General features: G+C 33.3%; 13 protein-coding genes and 1 pseudogene. 9 read left to right on the top strand and 5 right to left on the bottom strand.

What is annotated here, in order from left to right; all coding sequences use genetic code 11:
- Nucleotide 1: 1 nt before the first annotated feature.
- The 3 genes from FHY47_RS07260 (at nucleotide 2) to FHY47_RS07250 (ending at nucleotide 2,447) form a co-directional block, all read left to right on the top strand.
- Entirely contained in the window at nucleotides 2–1,108 is a 1,107-nt protein-coding gene (locus FHY47_RS07260; protein ID WP_148629995.1) for a mandelate racemase/muconate lactonizing enzyme family protein, read from the top strand.
- Between the two features lie 14 nt (nucleotides 1,109–1,122).
- Complete coding sequence (locus FHY47_RS07255) at nucleotides 1,123–1,806, top strand: GNAT family N-acetyltransferase (RefSeq protein ID WP_148629993.1); 684 nt, start codon at nucleotides 1,123–1,125, stop codon at nucleotides 1,804–1,806.
- A gap of 116 nt (nucleotides 1,807–1,922) precedes the next feature.
- On the top strand, nucleotides 1,923–2,447 hold the full coding sequence (locus FHY47_RS07250; RefSeq protein ID WP_148629991.1) for an FmdE family protein: 525 nt from the start codon (nucleotides 1,923–1,925) through the stop codon (nucleotides 2,445–2,447).
- Between the two features lie 171 nt (nucleotides 2,448–2,618).
- Here the strand turns inward: FHY47_RS07250 and melA are convergent, their stop codons facing one another.
- The 5 genes from melA to FHY47_RS07225 form a co-directional block, all read right to left on the bottom strand.
- Nucleotides 2,619–3,944 (bottom strand): alpha-glucosidase/alpha-galactosidase, encoded by a 1,326-nt coding sequence (melA, locus tag FHY47_RS07245; protein WP_148629989.1) that lies wholly within the window; start codon nucleotides 3,942–3,944, stop codon nucleotides 2,619–2,621.
- Nucleotides 3,945–3,971: 27 nt separating this feature from the next.
- Complete coding sequence (locus FHY47_RS07240; protein WP_148629987.1) at nucleotides 3,972–4,802, bottom strand: carbohydrate ABC transporter permease; 831 nt, start codon at nucleotides 4,800–4,802, stop codon at nucleotides 3,972–3,974.
- Complete coding sequence (locus tag FHY47_RS07235; protein WP_148630296.1) at nucleotides 4,802–5,683, bottom strand: carbohydrate ABC transporter permease; 882 nt, start codon at nucleotides 5,681–5,683, stop codon at nucleotides 4,802–4,804. The genes FHY47_RS07240 and FHY47_RS07235 overlap by 1 nt, the downstream gene beginning before the upstream one ends.
- A gap of 94 nt (nucleotides 5,684–5,777) precedes the next feature.
- A complete protein-coding gene (locus FHY47_RS07230; protein WP_148629985.1) occupies nucleotides 5,778–7,034 on the bottom strand; it encodes an ABC transporter substrate-binding protein in 1,257 nt (418 codons plus the stop codon).
- A gap of 91 nt (nucleotides 7,035–7,125) precedes the next feature.
- Nucleotides 7,126–8,133 carry a LacI family DNA-binding transcriptional regulator gene (locus FHY47_RS07225; RefSeq protein ID WP_148629983.1) on the bottom strand — a complete coding sequence of 336 codons (1,008 nt, stop codon included), beginning with the start codon at nucleotides 8,131–8,133 and terminating at the stop codon, nucleotides 7,126–7,128.
- Nucleotides 8,134–8,589: 456 nt separating this feature from the next.
- Here FHY47_RS07225 and FHY47_RS07220 point away from each other — a divergent pair.
- The 6 genes and pseudogenes from FHY47_RS07220 (at nucleotide 8,590) to FHY47_RS07195 (ending at nucleotide 23,661) form a co-directional block, all read left to right on the top strand.
- Nucleotides 8,590–8,911 (top strand): annotated as a pseudogene (locus FHY47_RS07220) (pyrophosphohydrolase domain-containing protein).
- Between the two features lie 1,142 nt (nucleotides 8,912–10,053).
- Nucleotides 10,054–11,811: a hypothetical protein gene (locus FHY47_RS07215; RefSeq protein WP_139892374.1), complete on the top strand. Its 1,758-nt coding sequence runs from the start codon at nucleotides 10,054–10,056 to the stop codon at nucleotides 11,809–11,811.
- 13 nt (nucleotides 11,812–11,824) lie between these two features.
- Nucleotides 11,825–13,333, top strand: coding sequence for a hypothetical protein (locus tag FHY47_RS07210; RefSeq protein ID WP_139892373.1), 1,509 nt, complete (start codon nucleotides 11,825–11,827; stop codon nucleotides 13,331–13,333).
- A gap of 5 nt (nucleotides 13,334–13,338) precedes the next feature.
- The gene (locus tag FHY47_RS07205; protein WP_148629980.1) at nucleotides 13,339–18,561 is read left to right on the top strand and encodes an ATP-binding protein; all 5,223 of its coding nucleotides are present in this window, start codon (nucleotides 13,339–13,341) and stop codon (nucleotides 18,559–18,561) included.
- Nucleotides 18,558–19,394 carry a DUF4007 family protein gene (locus tag FHY47_RS07200; RefSeq protein WP_148629978.1) on the top strand — a complete coding sequence of 279 codons (837 nt, stop codon included), beginning with the start codon at nucleotides 18,558–18,560 and terminating at the stop codon, nucleotides 19,392–19,394. The genes FHY47_RS07205 and FHY47_RS07200 overlap by 4 nt, the downstream gene beginning before the upstream one ends.
- Nucleotides 19,395–19,425: 31 nt before the next feature.
- A complete protein-coding gene (locus FHY47_RS07195; protein ID WP_139892370.1) occupies nucleotides 19,426–23,661 on the top strand; it encodes a hypothetical protein in 4,236 nt (1,411 codons plus the stop codon).
- Nucleotides 23,662–23,971: the final 310 nt, after the last annotated feature.

Here is a 23,971-nt window from a genome sequence, read left to right as displayed (position 1 = left end):
TATGATTAAAGCTATTTCACTATATGCCATCCGCCTGCCTCTTCATGACCCATTCGTTGTCAGCTATCATACATATCACGATATGCCTTCCATCATTGTGAAAATGGAAAGTGATGACGGTTTTATTGGTTTTGGGGAAGCGGTTGCAGATGAACATGTAACAGGAGAGACATGGGAGAGTACGTATAGCCTTCTCAAGCATACATTAGCACCGCTTCTAATTGGTCAGGATCCAGGCGAATTCGAACGTATACATGAGCGAATGAATAAAACGGTATACGGAGCCCCTGCAGCAAAGGCGGCTATTGATATTGCCTGTCATGACCTAGTGGCCAAGAAACTGGGGGTACCGGTTTATCAGCTGATTGGAGGACGTTATCATGATCGTTTTCCAATCACCCATGTACTAAGTATTCAGGAACCAGCTGCCATGGCGGAAGAAGCGGTGCGGAAGGTGTCTGAGGGATATCTTTCCTTTAAGATGAAAGTTGGCAAACAGGTAGAGCAGGATATGGAACGAATTCGAGCTGTTCGCAGGGCAGTGGGAAATGAAATCGCCATTCGTGTCGATGTTAATCAAGGTTGGAGGAATAGCTCCAATACATTGAGGGCTCTCCCGTCTCTTGAAGAACTGCAAATAGACTGGCTCGAGCAACCAGTGCTGGCTGATGATCTTGAGGGGATGGCTGATTTGAAAAAGAAAGCACGCCTGCCATTAATGGTTGATGAAGGTCTAAAAGGTATAAAGGATATGAGAGAGGTTATCCAAAAGAAAGCCGCTGATAAAATCAATATAAAGCTTATGAAATGTGGAGGTATCCATCCAGCTGTGAAGCTTGCCAATCAAGCGGAAATGGCTGGAATCGAGTGTCAAATCGGGTCGATGGTCGAATCGTCCATTGGCTCGGCCGCTGGATTTCATGTTGCTTTCTCCAAGAAAATCATCACATCCGTTGAGTTGACAGGACCTTTAAAATTTGCAAAAGATGTTGGGAATTTGCACTATGATGTCCCGTTCATTGAATTAAATGAAAAAAGCGGTCTCGGAATTGATGTGAATGAAGATATACTTACAGAATTGACCGTTCACAGAGATGTTGTTCAATGAAAGGAGAGACTTTGATGATCGATAAAGGCATGTTTCCCGACGGACAAGCTTATGTTGTTCGCCGTTTAACAGAGACTGATATTCCAACTGTGTTACGTTTGCAGGATAAAGTGGTACAGGATCTGGATGATAAAACGAGCCTTCAGCCTCTTTCAGAAGAGGAGTTCCGTTACATAACGAGTGGTAATGGTCTATTAATCGGCGTATTTGTTAAGGAAGAATTGATTTCATTCCGCGCTTTAGTTGTGCCAGATACGATGGAGGACCATTTGGGAATCGATGCAGGTCTGCCAGAGAGCGAGTTGGATTTTGTTATTTATCAAGACATTAGCAATGTGGATCCGGACTGGCGTGGATTGAGCCTGCAACGCCGTATGGCAAAATGGATCATGGATGAACTGGCACGTAGCAAACACCCCTATAAATATGTATGTTCAACAGTTGCTCCGTTTAACATCCCAAGCCTAAAGGACAAGTTTGCTCAAGGAATGGAAATCGTTGCATTGAAGCCTAAATATGGAGGGAATTTACGTTATATCTTCTTTAAGGAACTCGAAAGCTCGAATAACCGAGAAGGAGAACCGGTATTATGCCAAATGACCGATACGAAGGGACAGCAGAAGCTACTCGCACAGGGCTATCGTGGTCAAAAGCTAGTAGTGATTGATCAAGTATACTATGTGGAATATTGGAGATGAATGAAGTCTAATTTCGGATATTGGAATTTAGGGTTAAAGGTTGCTTATAATTTGTGTGATTTTTCTAAATTACCTATAATTAGTTTGCGAGAACAACTAAGAATAGGGGACTGAATATGCGTACAATTAAAATTTATGATCGTAATGATTTAATTGAAATCTCTTTTGATGATATTAAAAAGTATCATGGCTATGCAGCTTATATGGCGTTAGGGGTTGGGTTCCGTGTAGTGGAAGCAGCCTTTCAGGAGTTGTTTGGAGACGAGATTCCGAATCGGAATGATCTTTCCGTTCAATCGGGGCATGGGGGACCTGGATTCCGTGATGTATTTGAGTTTATTACTCGTTGTAAAACGAGAGGGGTCTATACAGTGGATGTGAATTACCCGGTAGCTCAATACGATCCATACCGTGCGACCAGCTATGCCTATATTTTCACAAGACAAAATGGGGAAGCAGTGGAAGTTTCGTTAAAAGAAGACTTTTTACCTCCTATTTTCTATGACTATTTGAAAAAAGGCCGCGAGGATTCATTTACAGCGGAAGAATATGATGCCAATGAAGCGCTAAAAAAAGAATTAGGAAACCGTGCTTACGAAATGCCGATTGAAGAATTATTAAATGTAAAACGATTAAAATAAGTACATTCACATAGGGAATGTATTTCTTTATCACAGACATCATCTAGGTTTATTTTAACTGAGCGGTTCGCCTTTTTGAGAGTTTCTAAAGAGGGCGTAGTAGATTTAGAGGAGACAATACCAAAAGGAAGGATACATGGGTTCATGTATCCTTTTTTAGTCCTTATAATTCTATCCAATGGTGACTGATTTTTTATATTGTAAATGTCGCCCTTTGGTGAACTTCGGTAAATGCTGTTTATGTGCGTCCAGTAATTCGGACGTCATATCCCAAATTTCTTCTAATGACAGGACGGAGGAGGAGTGAGGATCTAACATAACAGCTTGATACACATAATCAATGTCACCTGTTAGAACGGCTTCTACAATCAGCTGCTGCACATTGATATTTGTCCTATTCATAGCGGCAAGCTGCGGAGGCAGATCACCAATATGGGTTGGCTGAATTCCGCGCTTATTGACCAGGCAAGGGACCTCAACACAGGCATTGTTAGGCAGATTCGTTATTAAATTGGTATTTAACACATTTCCCCATATTTCACGGTTAACACCTGTTTCCATGGAGTGTATAATCGGAGCCCCATATTCGTGACTTTCCTCTGTATTAAGGGGAATATTATTTTCGATTTTCTCTTTCGTTTCTTCAAAATGCTTTAAATTAGCTTCGCTTCGTCGGATATATTCATCAATCGGAATAGAGAAATCATCAATAAGCGAATCTCTTTTTATGAAATAAGGTGTGTATTCGGAAAGATGCTCACTTGATTCTGTGATGAAGTAGTTCAGTCTATTCATCATTTCAAAGCGTACTTTATCCTTTTTATAAATGACCGGATCTTTCATTGCCTCGAACAAAGCAGGGTACAGATCCTTTCCTTTATGCTTTAATTCCAGAAACCATGCCATATGATTAATTCCTGCAACCTTATATTCCAGTTCTTCTGCTGGAAGATTAAGATAGCCAGCTAATTCTCCCGCGGTGTTTTGTACGCTATGACAGAGGCCTACTGTTTTAATGGATGTCGCTTTTTCGATGGCGAGGATAAGCGCAGCCATTGGATTTGTATAGTTTAGTAATAGAGCATCTGGACAAACTTCCTCCATATCCCTGCAGATGTCTAAAACAACAGGAATGGTCCGCAGTGCTCTAAATACTCCGCCTACCCCAAGTGTATCCGCAATGGTTTGTTTGAGGCCGTATTTTTTAGGGATTTCAAAATCAATTAAGGTGGATTCATGCATACCGACTTGTATGAGATTGATCACATAGCTAGCATCTTTTAATGCGTCCCGTCGATTTTGATGAGCTTCTACTGTTGCAATGTTTCCATTTTGCTCTATTAAAGAAAGGGCCATTTTTTCTGCAGTTAGCAATCGATCCTCGTTTATGTCCATTAATGAGAAGGTTGTCCCTATTAATTCTGGATAACTAAGAATATCTGAAATAAGTCTTTTGGCAAAAACAACACTTCCTGCACCGATTATTGTTACTTTCATTTTAAAAATCCCTCCAATTTTAATTGATTATCCCTTGACTGAACCAGCTGAAAGACCTTTAACAAAATGTTTTTGAAGCACTAGAAACAAAATAACCATCGGGATCACTGCCATGATTGAGGCAGCGGCAACTAAATTAAGCCTGCTGGAATTTTGCCCAAAGAAACTGGACAAAGCGACGGTTAGTGTTTTAACTTCATCAGCCTGCAAGAAGAAAATAGCAAACTGATAATCATTCCATATGTAAACACAGGAGATGATTAGGATCGATGCTGTGACAGGCTTCAATAATGGAAATACAATCGTAAAGAAAATTTTTATATTACTGGCTCCATCCATTTTCGCTGCTTCTTCTAGTTCTCTTGGAATCGTAGATCGTATAAAACCTGTGTAAAGAAAAACAGCGAGCGGGGTGTAAGCAGCAACATTATTTAATATCGCTATGGCATGGGTATTCATCATCCCTAGATCAACAACTAATTGGTATAGAGGCACTAAAGCTGTTAAAGGAGGTATGACCATTACAGCTACTAATAACATGTATACGAAGTTATTTAACTTGGTCTTAAATCTAGCTAAAGGGTAGGCAGCCATAGAAGAAAATAAGATTAATAGTAAAGCTGAAAAAAACGTAATAATCACCGTGTTGATAAAGGCTGTCCCTAAATTAGCTGTTTCCCATGCTTGAGTGAAATTTTCGAACGAATACGTTTCTGGTAAAACCCATTTCGAACTAAAATCTCCTCTTTCTTTAAAAGCAGTAGTTACAAGGATATAAAAAGGGATCAAATGAAATAACCCAATAGCTAGAGCCACAATGGACAATAACCACTTTTTCTTTTTTGACGTATAATCCATCAAGCCTCAACCTCTTTTCTCTTAAAGTATAGGAGGGCTGCCAGACTTAAAATTAAGATGACAAAGGCCATTAGGATTCCCTGTGTTGCCGCATATCCAGCATCCTGGCGATCGAAGTATAAATCATACATATAGGTAGACATGGATTGAGAGGCATTACCTGGTCCACCTCCGGTTAAGGCTAGAACGACATCAAACAGCTTAAGTCCACCAATAATGTTAATCACCATATTAATAGTGATAGAAGGCATTAAAAGTGGCAGGGTAATGGTCCTAAACTTTTGTAATGAAGAGGCTCCATCAATATTGGCAGCTTCATAATAATCTTTTGAAATGCTCTGTAATCCGGCTAAATAGATAATCATTGCTACACCTGTATATTGATAGGTATTAACAAATACGATTAACCATTTATTGATATTGGGATCAGCCAGAATATTTGTTTTATCCATCCCAATAAATAAGAGTAAATCATTCAGCGCACCACCCTGAAAGGAAAAGAAGAAGTACCAAATGTACCCCATTATTAGTGGACTGATAATAACAGGTAAATAGATAATCGTCCGGGTGATCGTCCGGAAACGGATGCTTTGATTCAATAATAAGGCATAGCCCAGTCCGATGATATTTTGAAACAATGTACTTCCCAGTCCATACAGCAATGTGTTTTTCATAATTAACCAAGTGTCTGGATCCTGCAGCATTCTAGAATATTGGGCAAATCCAACGTTCTTAAAGGTCTGAGAAAATCCATTCCAGTCTGTAAATGAGATACGGATCCCATTTAAAAAGGGATAGATAATAAATAAAGAGACTACGAGCAAGGAAGGAATATACATCCATGCTAATGAAGGTTTTCGCCTGGATTTAGGTCTTTTCATCTTTACGTTTTCGATTGGTCTAGTCTGTTTTTGACTGTCTACTTGCGCTTCCAACTAGATGTTCAACTCCTTTCGGTTCAAGAGTTAGATGGTTTTACTTTTGTTCTAACAGACGTTTATATTCTTCACCCATTTTATTTGAAACGTCTTCTGGACTCATTTTCCCCGATAATAACTCTTGACCTGTTGCACCCATTGGATCCCACATCCCACTTGGCAGGTAAACACGGTCAAAATAAGGTTCAACCTTCACATCCTGGTATTTAGCAAAGTAGTCGGAGTAATAAATATCTGCCTCAACATCTGTTAAGCCGGAGGGAAGAGAAGTTCCTTCAGCCATGGCTTTTGCATTTTTAGCCTCTGCCATGAATTCAATAAATTTTTTAGCTGCATCCTTATTCTTGGAATCTTTCCAAACAGCAAGTGTATGGCGCTCTCCGCCAATCCAGCTTTGTTTATCTCCTTCATGGATTGCCGGCATAGGAAGCACTCCGAGTTTGACATCTGGATTCATTTCCTCCACCGTTGGTCCTTGTGTGCCTCCGCCGACGACAAATCCAATTTTGTTTTGGGCCAACAATTCGGGCTGCTGATGGAGTTGAGCCGTTAGAACATCCTCATTTAAATATCCTTTATCCTGCATCTCCTTTAATTTATCAGGCAGAAACGTGTAATGGTCCCAGTTGAATGTGCCATTTAATAATTCTTCTGAATGATTATTTTTACTATCTGTTATTAACAAGGGAGTTGCGAACTGATCGAAGTATTGACCAAAGGAGCTTTTATCAGAACCACTAAACCATAGAGGCGTTACTTCACCTTTACCTTTTTCTTTTATCGTTTGGAGCGCACTCATAAATTCATCAAAGGTTGCAGGAGGTTCAATGCCATACTCTTCTAGTAAAGTAGCGTTGTAGGTTAAGCCATCTTTAGCTTGATTGAGGGGAAATGCGTAAACCTTTCCGGCATCATCCATTAAGAAGGGCTTTAAAGATGGATCAAGACGATCTACCCAATCCATAGAGCTTAAATCCTCTACGTATTCGGCATATCGATTTTTTGCCCAGCCGTGAGTATCAAATAAGTCTGGCATATCATTTGCGGCCATTTTGACGCGAAGCATACTTTCATAGTCATTTGCAGGGTAGTTTTGTTTAATATCGATATCTTTGTTTTCCTCTTCAAATTTCTCAATTATTTCATCTAAGGCGATTTGGTCGGACTCATTTGTTACGGTTGAAAAAAGAGTGAGGGTTGATTTCTTCTCATCAGTAGAGCTGCTGCTCGAACAACCATTCAGAGCTACTAACAATAAGGCAGGTAAAATAAAGAATCTCAATGTTTTTTTCATAGTATTCTATTCTCCTTATCCCATATTATTTTTCAGTATGTATATCTGGAAGATTGTTATGACTTTAACCAAATCACCTCCGTTAGTGTGCTTAACAGCTTTCTCTGATTACTAATTTTGTTGGAAGCACAGCCTTGATAGGTAACTGTCTTCCGTTTAGTCGGTCTAAAAGCATGTTGACACCTGTTTCTCCCATTTCCTCCGTAAATACTTTTACAGTAGTAAGAGGAGGGCTGGAAAACTTGGCTATATGAATATCATTGAAGCTGACGATTGCCACTTCCTCAGGTACAGAAATATTGGACTCCTTTAACGCCTTTAAAGCCCCGATAGCCATAGAATCACTGGCAACGAAAAAGGCTTGAGGCAGTTTGTTCGTTAATGCCTCTTTCATTAATGCATAGCCGGACTCCATCGTATACTCGCCAATATATATATCTTTTTTCTTAAGCAATCCTTTTTCTTTTAAAATGAATTCAAAGGTGGTGAGCCGTTCATCCTCGATTTTGTAGGAACGATCAACCTGATGTTCTTTCTCAAGACCACCTATATAACCAATATGGTTGTATCCTCTGGTAAGTAAATGATCCAGTGCTAGTTTAGTGGCCTTTTGAAAGTCAATAATGACAGAGTCATAGAGGTCTTCATCTGGGGAATGATTGATATACACGAAGTTTTTCATATTAGGAGTTAGTTTTTTTAGTGTTTGATCACTGATCCTGCCAATGACGATGGCGCCATCTTTATTCATAAACTGATGTTCATGAATCGTTTCATCTATTCGCACCACCTCAAAACTATTTACACCATTCTTTACTAAAGAGCTTTCCACACCTTTTCGAATGGATAAAAAATAAGGATCCATTAATTCTTCCTCTGAGGACAAGCAGAGCAACAATAAAATACTGTACTTCTTCTTCATCTTTGCTTTCTTCAGTTTTCTTTCCTTAACTGTCTTATATCCAAGCAGCTTAGCATTCTGTAAAATCCTCTCCCGTGTATCTTCAGTTACCATTAATGATTTATCATGATTTAACACACGAGAAACAGTGGTAGAAGAAACATTAGCTAGTTTAGCGATGTCTTTGATTGTCACCATATCCATTACCTCATCATTCAAAATAAGTGATAATTTAGTAAAACATTATCCATAGAACATATATTAACACTATATAGAAAGCGCTTACAATATATTTTTAGAATTTTAAAAATACTTTTTTGGGCTAGCAAAGATAATATTTATCTTATAAAAATGATGTTTTTATATCAGTAAAATTTCACTAAATGATTGGCTGACAATCTAATTTTAGATTTTCGAATTTTGATGTAAGGTGAGGGGATAGATGGATGGACAAAAAACAGATGAATTGTACAAGGAGTATGAATAAGATGGTGCCATATCCTTATGAGAAAGCTACTAGGATTCTATTTTGAGAACATATTAACAGAATTATTGAGAAAGATAGTACCTTTTTACAGTGGGCTATTTTGCTATATATAATCTCGCATAGATTGATTAAATGAAAAAATCATTTTTGGATTGGAATTATTGATTATGCCAGTACACAACAAATTAGTTCGTGATTTGATCCCCAATATAATAGAGGAATCAGGTAAAAAATATTTTACAAGAACACTAGATCATGATGAATAATTAAGGAATTAAAAAAAAATGTCAGGAAGAGCTACAGGAGTATTTAGAAGCAAAAGATGATGAGAGTGCCATTGAGGAGCTGGCTGATTTAATGGAAACCATACATATATTGAGTAAATACCATGGGGCTGATATTGATAAGGTGGAAGAGGTTCGTGTGAAAAAGGTAGGTAAACGTGGTGGATTCGAAGAGAAAGTCTTTTTGATTGAGATGGAAGATTGAGTAAAGTTCAGTTAGGTAGTTTTATTAATTAACCCAATTAAGCGGCGGTGTAATAGATAGAGACACGACAACAAAATCATTTGGTTATAGTGAACATGGGTATCTCTGAAATGGAAGCGTGTAAATATCTTTATAAAATAATTATAGAACAATTGGACATATAAATTCCTATACATCAGACCTTGATTGCTAAATTCTTTTCGGGCTCTTTTTATTCTATTAGCTATAGGGATAGAATTGAATAGAAATTTATTTCAAACTATAAAATGATATTAGGTAGTGTGGAAGAGACAGTTTTCTGTAAAAGAAGCTGTCTTTTCTATATAATAAGGAAAAGGAAAATTTACCCTTATTTTCGAATGGTATAAAGTATATATTGTCAATTTAAAAGAGTTTACATTCTCATAGAATATTTATGTCAAACGAATATAATCGACCAGTTAAATTGTATTTGAAAAGGGGTAGAGGGGGTGAGTATTCTTCCCCTGTTGAAAGGAAACTTAAGTAATAAACAAAATGATATAGAGCAGCTTCGTAATTGTAAAAGAGAGTTGAAGAAAAGGTAGCAAGAATTCAGTACCGTGATGGATCGATGTATTGCTTGATTAATAACATAAAAATAGTTTAGCTGTTATTAAAATAGGGAATAAACTAAATTATATTGATATAATTTATTAATCTGAAGAGTGGTCCTTATTTATAATCTCAATATAATTTAAATATGTATATAGATGAGCGTCTTTTCGTCCTGCGTATCTTGTTGGTAAGGAATAAGTTATTTCTTCAAAGTTCACTAGTCTATTAACATTGGGTTTTACAGAAGGTCAACTTTTATTTTAGCGTTTACATATAACTAGTTGATATTGATTGTATCATCCCTGGTAGTCATTTCTAAATCAAAGATTTTTATCAACGGAGCATTTTCAGCAAATTTCTACTGAAAAGGCCTTAATTCTATATGAAATATGTGAAGCGTAATGCTTATACAATTAATAATCAATTTCTTTTGAATATATTATTAAGTATTTGTTGCGATTAAAATAGTTTAATATATAGATGGAGTATCTCAAGTAAGTAGCATATTGAATTATTAATAAAAGATAAAAAAGTATTTAAATACCAAATTAAACAGGGGAGTTAAAATGCATACTGATTATATTAATTATTTACAATCTATGAATAATGCTAATAGTTCTAATGATAATGCTATTGCTGAATCTCAATTTATAAATCCTTTTTATGAAAAAATAAGAGTAGAAAGTAATATTGGTAATTTCTTGATAGATAAAATCAAAGAAAAACCAACATTTATATTTTTAACTGGTCATGCAGGTGATGGCAAAACAAGTTTGTTATACCAAATTTTGCGACAATTTAATGCTATTTCTGCGGGGGTTCCATTAAAAGAAGAGGATTATGTAGATAACACTTATAACAATAAAAAAATTTACTATGTTAAGGATATGAGTGAGCTTGTTTCAAATAAGCAGGTAGGATGTATTAAACAAGGGGTAATAACTGTCTCAGAAGAAGGTTCTTGTATCATTGTTTCTAACACAGGTACGTTAATAGATGCACTGAAGAAATACTTTTATGGTTCAAAATTCAGTGCAAGTGAAATCGAAATGGATATCTTGAAATTAATGGATGAAAATTCCTTTGTAGAAGGGAATGTTGGTGATATTTCTGTACTTGTCGTTAATCTAGCGTTAATCGATAACACAGAAATAGTATCTAAGCTTATTGATAATTTATTGGAGGAGGAGCTTTGGCAAGGATCAGACACATGTGAGTTAAAGGAAGCCTGTCCCATTCATAATAACTATAAGACATTAAAACAGCACCAAGAGCATTTTAAGCAATTTGCAATGAATTATTATCGTTGGTTAGCTGATAATGACAAACGATTGACTATTAGACAAATTTTATCTCATTTGTCATATTCCATTACAGGAAATATCCAATGCCAAAATATTAATGTTATTAATCAGCAAAGAATTTTATTTGACTATCATATTAGTAATTTGTTTTTTGGTTATGTAGGTATTGATGTTAACAACGATGCCCAAAAGATTAAATCTATTTCTGAAATTCAAAGTTTAAATTTAGATGAAAAGAAGTTAATTTTCGATCAAGAGTTATTTGTGAAAGAAGATTTTTCAAATTTAATAGATGAAGTTCAACCAATAGCTAAGGATATATGGAACTATTACACTAAACGCCAAATTTATGATACTACTCATTTATTATATGGAGAAACACCTGTAAAAATTCGAAAGGCAATGCGAAGAATGCAAATGTTATTTGCAGATATCACGGATGAGCAAAAAGAAATATTATACGGAGATTTATACTCTCCGATTTTTGTTAGATATTTAGATTATCGTACAAATGGAATGCGAGTGCGTGCAAAACGTCAACTTAAAGAAATTATTTTTAAAGCCCTTCAAATTTTAATTATGGGTGATAATGGCGATATTTCTTCAAGTAGTATACTGTATTTACCGTTAAAACGTAGCGGTCTTAACAATCAAAATGTGTATTTATTGGTAGGGAAAATCGATTATGAAAGTTTATCAATTGAAACAATTGAAAAGGAAAGTGTTGTTTCAACGAATCCGGTTTATCAAATTGTAGTGAAATTTGATCGTCTATCTAAAGAATATATACTATCGTTACCTTTGTTAGAATACTTTTATCAGATTGCGAATGGATCATTATCGACAAAATTAAATCCTGTTTTGTCGCAAGGTATATATAAATTAAAAGCTCAACTATATAGAGAATATAAATTTACTGATGATGAAGAGGTAATAAAATTGCTGATTCAAACTTTAAGAGGACCGAAAATTATTGATATTGAGTTAGATATAGAAAATAAGAAATTATATTTCAATTAGGAGGAAAATGAACATGGTATTAGAGTTCTTTCCTAAATATAGCGGATATGAAATTGATAAACAAAATCCCCAAATACAAATTTATGGACATCGTATATATAAAGATCAAACTTTGTATGAATATCTTTTAGAGTTTTTATTAGTTTTTATCTCTCCAAAGAGTTTAGGAGAAGTGAATTATGAAACAATTAAAACTGAAGGTTTTAGTTTCATTGAAACCACGGATGAATCAAAGCAGATTTATTATTATCCATCACCTCGTATGGGATTAAAGCGTTATATATTTTTTAATCGTAGTGATTTAGAAAAACGTTTTGAGGTAGATCGTAACGCCTTAAAACACCATCGTAATAATTTGAAGAATTCTATAAGTGTAGAATGTTCAAATTATGACAAAGATTTCGCATTAGATGTAATACAGGAGTTATTTTACGGCTACAATGCAATTATTGGCAAGCGTTCTTGGTTTGCGCAGTCATTACTACCATTAGCTCCAGAAATAATTTTCACAGAATCAATAGGAAATAAGAAAACGAGAACAGATAATTTAAATGTAATTGACTCCTCTTTTTTAGATATTGACCGTAAATTCCAATTTAATCAGCATATGTTTATGGCACGCGGGGGAGAAATATATTACTTGCATGTTCTTCAAGGATTAAATCAATTAGAATCAAAGTATAGAGAGGAAATTTCAAAAAAATTAAAAGAAATGGTTACATCACTTCCTCAGTTAAGCACATTAGCAAATCTCATCCAAAATGATTGGGAATGTATAGTTGATGCTCCGGAAAACAAAAAAGATTTTCACTATATCGTTAAAACTATTGAAGTTATTCCCAAAGAGTACGAAAAAGTGGCTCCTTATACTGTGAAAGAGCTACAAAATTTGTTAAACAGTGAACTGGATTCTTTTGAAAAAGTTGAGTTACTAGGTATGTTAATTGCTCTTCAGATTATACGAATGATGACACATCGTTCAAGAATGGTATTAAATCTTGAAAAAAAACAACCTTGGGTAATTGATCTGACTATGAATCCTCAAGGTGCCATTCGTAAACAAGCAATTCAAAGCTATGACCAGCTTGAGGAAAACTTATTTAGAGCGATTTTCAGAGTTTATGATGAAGATCGTGATGTTGCTAATAAGAATACTATAACAAATGCTGCAAAAGACACCAGTCTACTAGTAAGGAAATTATCAAAAGATATTGGGTTGGTAATTCCCCCTACTGGCACACATATGCGAATGACTTTAAACGAGAACTTAGTGAAAATTTTAGTTTTAACTTTAATTAAACCAGGCGAAAGACTATTGTTTACGACGTTCTTAGAAAAATGTTATGAGCGTTATAACATTATTATTGGTCCAAGAGAAGCGGAATTACATTTTGGAGACATCTCTTATTTAAATGATTTTAACGAGAATGAACATGTTTTCCTTGAGCTACTTAGTAACTGTGGATTCTTGAAAAATTTATCTGATGCTACATCAATCGTAGAAAATCGGTTTAAAGGGTGATAATAATGAAAACCTATATTAACAAGCTAAATAAGTTAATTGAACAAAATATTAATAGTAGTACAAATGCGTCATTTATTCGATTAGATTATTTTAATCATCCTGCAATTTATTTAGGGGTAGCAGTATATTTAGTTTCAAAATTTAAAGGTATAAAAGTCCTGCTTTCGGAGGAAAAAGTTGAAGCATGGAAAGACGAATATCCCACTATAATAAAGCAATTGAAAGAATTGGGATTTGTCAGTGACAATCAACGTTTTACGAAACTAAGAAATGCGTTCGGTACAGAAAAGCAATCTATTGTATTACTTGCTTCTGAAAGTGTACAGGATACAGGTGGTCTTGAAGATTTTTATTCGATTACTCCGAAGGATGTGAATGCAAAATATAATCAAAAATTTGTAGAACTGTTTGAAACTGTTGACCAAAATGATGATTACGCTGTAAAGATTATTAATAATTTATTTTCTAGTATTTTTAAACATGTACCTTTAGATTTAATTAGGGTTAGTGATATAGCTGATATAGTCCAAGAAAAAGGTTTATATGAGGTTGATGAAATTGTCGACTTCATTTTGAATAATTTATGGGATGAATTTGGAATTCCTAATATTAAGACTGTAAGCAGTAAATTGTTAAGTGAGCTTTATAAAGGTAATTCTTTTAAGTTGCTTGATAGTGGCATAAAGTTCATTAAACGTGAAGCTTATAAAGGTGGTTTAAGTAGTAGTTCTCAAAAGAAACTCCTTGAAAAATTTGATAAGTTTAGAGAAAACGGGAAATTTGAGGAATACCTTGTATCAATACAGGCTTCATTTGGCTCTTATGAAAAATATTGTAATGATATCTTAGATTTTGCTAAAGGTGAAAACTTGGATCGTTTACGGCCCAAATTAGCACAGTTTGACCAAACAATAACTATAGAAATCCTAGGTGTTAAAACTTCTAGTACACCAGGTAAGAGAGAGAAAGCGAAAAAAATTAAAGGTGATCCAATTCAAGCTTATTCACAAATGTTAATTGAAGTAATAGCGAGTTTACCTATTGAATTAAATAGTTCAGACAAGCTTACTATGAATGTAACAAATGTAAAACTGGCTGACAATGGTCAAAAAAACAGTTGGAGTGAGTTATGTATTGCAATAGGTGGTTTACTTGATTACCTAAATGTTGAAATACAAGACATTGTAGAATTACAATATCGCGATAATGAAGATCCTTTTGCTATAAAAGATAGTTCATCTGTAAATTTGGACTTTAGTAAATCATCAAGTATGGTTTCGAAAATTAATTTTGAAATAACTATTTCTGGTATTAGTGATAGGTGGCTATTCGAATGGTTATTTAAACCTTATGACTATTGGCTACAATCGTTTAATTTAATACCTTATTTTAAAGCGGAACTTTCAGATAATAACATAATGAAATTGCCTGTTTTCACATGCAAAAATATTGGTAATCTATTAACTAGTACAGATTCTTCATCATTCCATTCTCAGCTTAACAACTCAGAGATTCTTTTACGTGATACTTTAAAAATATTTAAGAAAACAAGTAATAATGGTTCAGAAGAAAATAACGTTGTATATAAGTTGTATCGATTAGTAAAGCCATTTATGAAGTTTATTAATACGGTGAGTGAAAAAGGTATTTATAGTGCAATGAACATTAATAAATCAATGGATACTGTTGATTTAATTGGTACGTATACAGCGGTCTATAATGAATTATGGCAATCTTATAATTCATATCCACAATATGAAAAAGAGCATTTCTATTTAATATCTAATTTATTCGCTATTCTTGAAGAGGAAGACTTTGAATCTTTAAATAGGGAAATTCAAGGAGCTATTATCCCTCCTTACCATCCTGCAATGCTTGAAAAATATGAAGCACAGCAATCATTTATTCGTCGAGGACTTTACTTGGTTTTAGAAGAAATTATAAATACTAATACAAATGATGTTAAGATGTTTGTTGATAAATTTAATCGTTATAGAAATAAATCAGAAATTTTATCAGGTGTAGATACACTTATTACTGTGAAAAATATACATCATGCACCTTCTCATGTGCTAGGTTACTATGCCCTGCATGGTGAATCTACGAGAGCTCAAATTATCGATAGTTCATACCTCATAGAAAAGGGTGTAATGGATGAATTGGATATTACAGAAGAGAGGGAATCTAATTATTCTAAGACTATTATTATTGATGCACATATTAAAGAATATATAAGAACATTCCCTTCAAGTATAGATTCATTATCCTTATGTTTTGTTAACTTTGAACATTTATATCCAGTTATTGAAGGGATAAGACACTATATTAAAGAACAACAAAAATATAGTCGGAAAATCACATTAAATATTGATATTTTAACACCCAAAGTAAATTATAAAGCTCAAAACTATGTGAAAATGTGGTTAGATGATACGTTTAGTGTAGATGATAACATTATATTAAATTTACGTTTTAATACGTATAATCCGTTAGAAGTAGATAAGCTAAAAGAACAATTACAATATAATTCTTATGATTTAGCTTTTGTTGATGGATTACTATATACAAGCGATATTAAATATCAAATTAATAGAGGAAAAAAGATTGCACCTTCAGAAATGAAATTTCCAATGGTATTTAATCCTATTCCAGCTCCGAATGACTTATATGAAAGAAGAGTTTCAATTAGTCAATTGCAATTTGAAGCGTCATTTGCACACTCTCAACTTGTGTTTTGGTCTGAAAATGATTTTGCAAAAGAAAATGAGTTTTATCGTGTTGAGAAAGTGCTAACAGTACAAAAAGGTATGGATCATATACTAGAAATGCTACATGAAAAGTCGAGATGGGTTGTTAGTATAGACACTGGTTTAGATAAACAACTCTTTAATAAAGAAAATATTATTAGTTTTTCAACTGGCGAAGGTGTTTATGGTGAATTAAACGTTGCTATCTCTGCTTCAAAAGATATGAAAGAAGATATCAAAAATCGTTTAGAATCAAGACTTCGTAAATTATTCCCTTCTTGGAATCCAAATATGTATTCAAGAGGATCTGAATATTGTTTAGATAATTCAGTTATACTTGATGGAATAAAAATATTAAAAGCGTTAAATCCATATGATTATGAGATTCATAGTTATTTAGCTACCTTATTCGCAGTACAGTCCTTAAATGTTGAGCATATTGGAGATGAGACTTTATTAAAAAGTTTTATATCTTTAGATTCTTATAACCATTGGTTTATAGATCAACCGAATCGACCAGATTTATTAGAGTTAGAAATCGTTAGAAATGAAGGAGAGCAGTTGCATATTAAAGCAAATTTAGTAGAGTGCAAAATGGGTAAAGAGAACCCAGCTCATATAGAAAAGGGAGTTCGACAGTTAGAAAACGGTTTTGAATTTTTGTCAAAAAAATTCTCAAAAGACTCAAATGATCATGATCGTCGTTATTGGTTTGCTCAATTATATAGACTCCTTGCCTTTTCACCAATGTACCTTACAAATGATGACCAAAGTCGTGAAAAGTTAAATAGTGACTTAATGAAAATATTGAACGGTGAGTTTATTATTGAGTGGAAAACAACCTTATTGACCTATTGGCTTGACTATAATGCAGAAGAAATAAATGTACAGGAATCATTATTAAAAGGTACTGATATTACACTACAACACCGTGCATACGGTCAGTTATATATTCAAAAATGTTTATTACCAGAAGAACAACGTGAAACTGTTACATTCGAAAATGCACTAAATGAAGAGTTTGAAATCTTTGTAGACGATGAGAACTCATTTAAAGAGTACTTGAAAGAACTGTCAACTAAGGAAAAAGTAGATTACGAAGATGAACCTTATGAAGTACAACCAACAAATCCCGGTAAAACTATTAAAGAGATAAAAAATAATTCAATAGGTCAATCTATAAATGATGATGAGAACAAAAAAAATGATGGCCAATCGGAAATTGATTCAAAAGGACAGGAGAATCATCTGGATAATAAAGATGATAAAGATGATAAAAAGTTTGGAAAAGAGTTAGATCCATCAAATGATAATACAGATAACGATTATGTAAAACCATTGAATGAAATTCGCATCTTATTAGGGAAAGAACAAAGAACTAATAGAGAAATTTACTGGGAGTATGGTCATCCGAAATTAGAAAACAGACATTTATTAATCACTGGTACTTCTGGAGTTGGGAAAACATACTTCATGCAATGTTTATTATTAGAGTTAGCAAATAACGGTGTGTCAACCTTGATATTTGACTATACAGACGGTTTTAAGAAAAGCCAACTAAATGATGACTTTAAGGAAGCTATGGGTGATGGAGTTATTCAATTTAATGTTCAACGTTCAGGTTTTCCTGTTAATCCATTTAAGCGTAACTATAAAGAGTATGACGAAGATGAATTTGATTTGGAATCAGAAATTGACGTAGCTGAAAGGGTTGCAGGTATTTTTTATTCAGTTTATAAAAAGAATGGTATAGGAGATCAACAAAAAAATGCTATCTATAAAGCTACTTTAAACGGATTACAAAAATATGGAGAAAAAATGAATCTAGATTATTTAAGAAGTGAACTAGAGTTATTAGATAAAGGAAGCGCAAAAACAGTACTTTCAAAAATTGATCCATTAATTGATCGTAAACCTTTCGCAACAGAAAATTTATTCGATTGGGAAGATATACCTAAATCTAATGGTAAAGTATTTATTGTGCAGTTAACAGGTTTTGACCGTTTCACACAAGTATTATTAACAGAGTTCATTTTATGGGATATATGGAGTTATAATATATCGCATGGTAACGTTGAAACGCCATTTCCAGTTATCTTAGATGAAGCACAAAACTTAGATCAGTCTGAAAATTCACCGAGTGCACGTATTTTAACGGAAGGACGAAAATTTGGCTGGTCAGGTTTATTTGCTACACAATCGTTACAACATCCGATAACAAAAGATGCTATTACTAGATTCCAAAATGCTAGCCAAAAAGTTCACTTTTTACCTCCAGAAGGTGACAATAGGAATATCGCCAGTTTTTTAAGTCCTGACAGTACGGAGCAGAAAATATGGGCTACTAAACTTGCTAAATTAGCTAAAGGTCAATGTATAGTTGTAGGAGGAAATAGATTAGCTGATGGGAGTCTTGGTCATAAATCTAAACACATAATTGACGTGACGCCTTTATATGAAAGGAAAAATAAAAAATGAGTAATCATGAGGTAGATGTATTTCATCTGAACTTTCATCAAACATTTGCACCTGAAACGGAATCAATTATTCGCATTTTGTCATTAGCTTCTTCTAGTAAAGATTTTTTAACAAAGGAAGAAATTTCTGAGGTGACTTCTATTCCTACTGGTAAATCATCAGGAAAAGTGGAGCCGCATATTTATTATGCGGCTGCCATGAAGTTAATTACTTATGAAAAAGTATCTGGTAAATATAAGGTTGAGTTAACAGCTGTTGGAAAAACAATTTTGTGTGAAGACCCATACCTAGTAGAAAATATAACAAAATTGTTATTGCATGTATTTCTAGTAGATAGATATTCTCCGGCAGTTTTATGGTCATACTTATATAACGATTTTTTTCCGAAAGTTATGGGTAATTTTAATAATGATCAAATTCAAATGTCTGTTGAACGTAAATTCGAGTCAAGTGTGAATCTAACACCTTTTAGAACTTGTTATACGAGTGATTTATCGTTTGGTAGTTTAAATTTAATTAAAATTGACGATAAAATATATACACTAACATCGCATCGATTAAGAAAAGAATTTTTGTATGTTTATTCCTACTTATTATTTTACAAATGGGAAGAATTATTGGGAGATAGAACCGAAATCACAATTGATGAAATTATTGATACTTTATATTTTGGAAGAGCATTTTTATGGGGTGAAAAGCAGATTAGAGATGTCTTAGATTTAATGGGAGATGAAGGGTTAGTGAAGCTAAACGCTCAATTATCACCTATTACTATTATAAAGAACCAAAGTGCTGAGCATTGTTTGAAAAATATATATTCATTACTTATTTAATTATAATATAGAATAAGTGAGAGGAGTTCTAATGTTTAAATTCCAAGATATAATACGTTTTAAAAAAGAACTGTATTTCAATGGTGCGATTCAAGTTGATTGGTTTTATAATGAACAAAAACAATATGATGTTGCTAGTAGTTTTGTGTTTCATGGACCAGAATATTTTGGTGTTTCATCAGACGAAATTGCAATCAAAAGTCATAGATTACTAGATACAGCTTCTTTTATGAACGTTTTAGTTGATAAAATTTATGGCGATAGTCAACTTTCTAATTTTTTCCTGACGATTGCTCCGTATGGAACAGGCAAATCACATTTATCTGTCGCAATGGCTAGTTTTTTAAGTGGTAATACTAAAGCTCAAAATGTCATTTTGAATAATTTACAATCAGTCGATAGCAATATAGCAAAACAAGTTGCAAAACATGAGTTAAAGCCAAACTTAGTTTTAATGCTAAATGGTATGCGTGATTTTAACTTGAACTATGAAATACTTAATGCAACACAAAAAACTTTAAATGAGCAAAATATTGATACAGAGTTTTTGAAAGAGTTAACAAAATCTTATGATATTGCAAGAGTATTTGTAGAAAATACATTTGATAATTTTAAAACGCAATATGAAACGGCTGCAACAGCTTTAAGTAATTCAGGCGCAAAGTTAAATTTAAAAGAATACTTAATTGAGAATATACTTTCTGATTCTGAAGTTTTTGAAGTAATAAACAAAGTTTATAAAGAAATTAACGGTACATATATTAGATGGGATGAAGGAGTATCAGCTGGAGATGTACTTGAAAAAATTGCAGATAAAATGTGTGGAGAGCGTGAACCATTCAACAAAGTGATTGTTTTCTTTGATGAGTTTGGTCGTTATATTGAATTTGCCTCAAGTAATCCAACAAAGGCATCTGATGCAGCACTACAACAGATTTATGAAGCAGTACAAAATGCAGATGATAAGATTGTGTTTTTAGGTTTCATTCAATCTGATTTGAAATCTTATTTAACTCGTGTAGATCGTACAGCCAATATTAATCGTTATGTTGGTAGGTATGAATCGAGTGAAAAAATACATTTATCATCAAATTTAGAAACGATTTTCGCAAATCTAATTGAACGTAAAAATGTAAATGCGTTTCAAGAATTGGTTACAAATAAAATTAAAAAGAATGATGATGAGTGGAAACTTTTTCATAAAAAGCTTATGAAATGGTTACCTGATGCTGGAAGCTCCAGTGTTTGGAGTAATTATTCGCATTTTAAAAAGGTAGTCTTAGAGGGGATTTATCCGTTACATCCGTTAACTACTTGGGTGTTATCAAATTTATCATCATGGTTACAGCAACGTTCGACTTTAACTTTCTTAGAGAGTATGATTAATGATTTAACAGATCGGCAAGTGAATGAGTTTGGAGATTTAATTTTAATTCCATCAACTCGTATAATTCGTTCAGAATTTTTTAACGAATTATTGGCTGCTGAGCAAGAAGGTCGAAAACAAAGTGAATACTGTATTTTATATAATCAGATCTTAACTAAATATGGAGATAAATTTGATGAGCGTGTAAAGGAAACTTTAGCAGCAATTTTGATCAGCCGAATCGGACGTTTTAAAACACACAGTCGGTCGGAAACATTGGAATTAATTGCTTATATTTCTGACACTTCTATTCGTGAAATTGAATCATCAGTTATGTTATTAGAAGAACAATTTGGTGTTCTAGCATACGACGAAGTTGCAAATGTATTTGATTTTATTGCTGACGCAATAGGTGTGAATGATTTCAAGTTGTTATTACGTAAAAAGAAACGTAATTTTGAAATTGATATGTCTTCTGTATTTGATGTTGGTCTAAATGACGAACTTCAACTTGGTGAAATTGAACCAGCTTTTGGTAAACAACATTTCATTAGGACACGTGAATGGAAGTTTACACAAACAATAATGCATGTAAATGATTTAACTTATCGTGGCTTATCAAAGATAAAAATGACACATCTAGAAGCTTTGGAACCTGATAAGGCTAAGGGCCAGATTATTTGGGTTTATGTACCTAATAATATTAATTCCGAAAAACTATCCGTAATCCAGAAAATTTTAAAAGAAGAGAAGTTTGATACTTTACCCATTGCATTTTTTATTCTAGATGATAAAGAAAATAGATTTTATGAAGCTGTAGCAGAATATAGACTTTCTAAAAGTTTTACTCAGCAAGAGAACGATAAATACCTTCGCTTTATTAATGACTACCAAGTGAAAACTCAATCGGTTTTGGAAGATGTGTATCGTGAGTTAGCTAGTGAACGAATACTTTTAACATCAGAAAAAATGGAGAAAGTGCCAACTCGTTTATTGAATTTTACAAATGAATTATTTGAGAAGTTATATACAAGAGTAATTCCGTTCTCATATACAGAGTTTGCTCATCCATCATTAAGTAAAGCAAAAAAAGGTTTATCTCGTATATCTCGAATTATTCTTTCGAATGTTATTTACCAAGCTATCCATGCAGAAAGCGCAGATATTAAAGGTCGTATTGAATCAGTGCTATATCAAAAGTCATTAGAATCTTGGGCTGTTCTTAATGATGATTATAATTTAATTGCCCCGCGAAATCCAAAGGTTCAATCCATATTTAGTGAGTGGGATCAACTGTTAGAGACTGAAGGTGGATTTGAAATACAATCTATTTTCGAAAAATATCAAAAAGTGCCATATGGTATTAATGATTATGCTGTTTCACTTCTTATAGCCGTATTCTTAGCGTCTCGGCGTGAAGAAACAAAGACTCAAATAGGAAATAGCCGTATACGTTTAGATGAATGGTCCATAAAAGTATTTACAGATAAATCTGTTAATTTAAATGTGATGTTTGATACAAGGGTTGTTCAGGTCAAGCCAGAGGAGTCTGCTAATAAGTTTTTAAGCTTATATAAAAAAGCAGTACAAAATACTGATGTAATAGTAGCAAAAGATTTATTTGAAAAGTTTAATGAATTAAAAGTTGAAGAAGATATTCCGATGGAATTAGAAGATAAAGTTACTAATATGGAGATGATTCTAAAAGAAGGTAATAATTTGTATAACCAAACTTTAAATAAGTTTGGTCAACTGAAGTATAAATTATCAAATTTAAAAAATAAACAAGATGATATCCGAGCTGTTTTTGAAATCCTAGACACTACAGAAGAAATTCAAAGTTATATTGGAGAATCAGAAAAATATATCTATAATTCTTTACAATTAGATGATGCAAGGAAAATAGAAGAAGAAGCTCATAAACATTTAGAAGAGGTTTTCCCGTACTTTTTGAAACATCTGAAGTGTCAATCTCGAAGCCAAGCTACTATGTTCGAAAAGTGGGTAAAAAAATTAATAGAATCATTAAATAAATATAATTATCGAACTGAAGCAAAAGCGTTGATTACAAAGCTTGAACAAATTTTAGATAATTTAGATCCTATTCAAGATAAGGTCAATGATTACATTTCTAAATATACGCCTAAACCGTTTCATGGGTATTCTAAATTGACTGAAATACAACATATAGGTGAAAAGTTACTTCCGTTAATCGATTCGAGTAAGTTACAACAACAAGATAAACAAAAATGCGTATTGGAAGTAAAAAAAGTTATTGAACAGGCTAAAGAAGCGGTAAAAGCTTTAAATGATGAGGTTGGGGAAATTTACGAAACAATGTATGATATACAGACATTGAGTCAATGCCAAAACTTTTTCCAAAAAGTCAAAACAATTTTAAATAAAGATATTAATGAGATGGATCGTGAAGGAATTGAGGAAGCTGCCAATAATATTCAAAACTTCCTGAATGATTTACAAGCGGTAAACTTAAAACAAGATAATCGTTTCGAAGTGCAACAAGAATTCGAGATTTTAAAACGTAAATGGAGTGAAATCGAATCTGAGGTTGATTTTGTCCAAATTTTAGATAATTATAAAGCAGAGATTGATGAACGATTATCTTTAAAAGAAATAGAATGGTTGAAACAATATTTGGTAGATAGGTCAGAAATTAATCTATGGTCAGCTCAAGAATGTACAAATTGGATAAATAATATAAAAAATACACCAAGCTATTTAACCGAAAAATCTATTAGAAAATTAGAAGAAATAACATATGTTGTGGAATTAAGAATGCATGAGTTAAATGTAGAAGCCGTTATTAGTATGTTTAACAATCTAACACAAGTAGAAAAAAAAGAAGCATTAGAAAAGATGCAGCAGTTAATTTTAATTTAAAGCAAGAAGGCAGGGGTTTCCTGCCTTCTTGCTTTAAATCTTATTAGGTTATCGGCAATTCGGGTTTATAGATGCTTTCATCGTGTACCTACATGTACCGTTTTTATATTAGCAATAATTTTACATACTAAAGCTGTTGATTATTATGTCTGTATAATGAAATTTTTGATATAATCACTACTTATTAATGCTCACTTTAATGGTTTGGCTTTAATTATCATAATTAAGTTAGGGTTTTGATTAGGAATTTTATTAATAATTAGAACAATCTTTTTTTAAGATTTACGAATGTATATTCGCAATTTCAGCT

The organism is Bacillus sp. E214, from assembly GCF_008087365.1.
Classification (GTDB): Bacteria; Bacillota; Bacilli; order Bacillales; family Pradoshiaceae; genus Pradoshia.
Note: the sequence above shows the minus strand (reverse complement) of the source record. Positions and strands in the feature narration are given on the sequence as shown.

Bases quoted from the DNA above. Each gene is read 5' to 3' on its own strand.
- FHY47_RS07225 (WP_148629983.1), bottom strand. From the start codon at position 8,133: ATGGTGACAATCAAAGACATCGCTAAACTAGCTAATGTTTCTTCTACC.
- FHY47_RS07240 (WP_148629987.1), bottom strand. From the start codon at position 4,802: ATGGATTATACGTCAAAAAAGAAAAAGTGGTTATTGTCCATTGTGGCT.
- FHY47_RS07200 (WP_148629978.1), top strand. From the start codon at position 18,558: ATGAGTAATCATGAGGTAGATGTATTTCATCTGAACTTTCATCAAACA.
- FHY47_RS07195 (WP_139892370.1), top strand. From the start codon at position 19,426: ATGTTTAAATTCCAAGATATAATACGTTTTAAAAAAGAACTGTATTTC.
- FHY47_RS07230 (WP_148629985.1), bottom strand. From the start codon at position 7,034: ATGAAAAAAACATTGAGATTCTTTATTTTACCTGCCTTATTGTTAGTA.
- melA (WP_148629989.1), bottom strand. From the start codon at position 3,944: ATGAAAGTAACAATAATCGGTGCAGGAAGTGTTGTTTTTGCCAAAAGA.
- FHY47_RS07260 (WP_148629995.1), top strand. From the start codon at position 2: ATGATTAAAGCTATTTCACTATATGCCATCCGCCTGCCTCTTCATGAC.
- FHY47_RS07210 (WP_139892373.1), top strand. From the start codon at position 11,825: ATGGTATTAGAGTTCTTTCCTAAATATAGCGGATATGAAATTGATAAA.
- FHY47_RS07250 (WP_148629991.1), top strand. From the start codon at position 1,923: ATGCGTACAATTAAAATTTATGATCGTAATGATTTAATTGAAATCTCT.
- FHY47_RS07235 (WP_148630296.1), bottom strand. From the start codon at position 5,683: ATGAAAAGACCTAAATCCAGGCGAAAACCTTCATTAGCATGGATGTAT.
- FHY47_RS07215 (WP_139892374.1), top strand. From the start codon at position 10,054: ATGCATACTGATTATATTAATTATTTACAATCTATGAATAATGCTAAT.
- FHY47_RS07255 (WP_148629993.1), top strand. From the start codon at position 1,123: ATGATCGATAAAGGCATGTTTCCCGACGGACAAGCTTATGTTGTTCGC.
- FHY47_RS07205 (WP_148629980.1), top strand. From the start codon at position 13,339: ATGAAAACCTATATTAACAAGCTAAATAAGTTAATTGAACAAAATATT.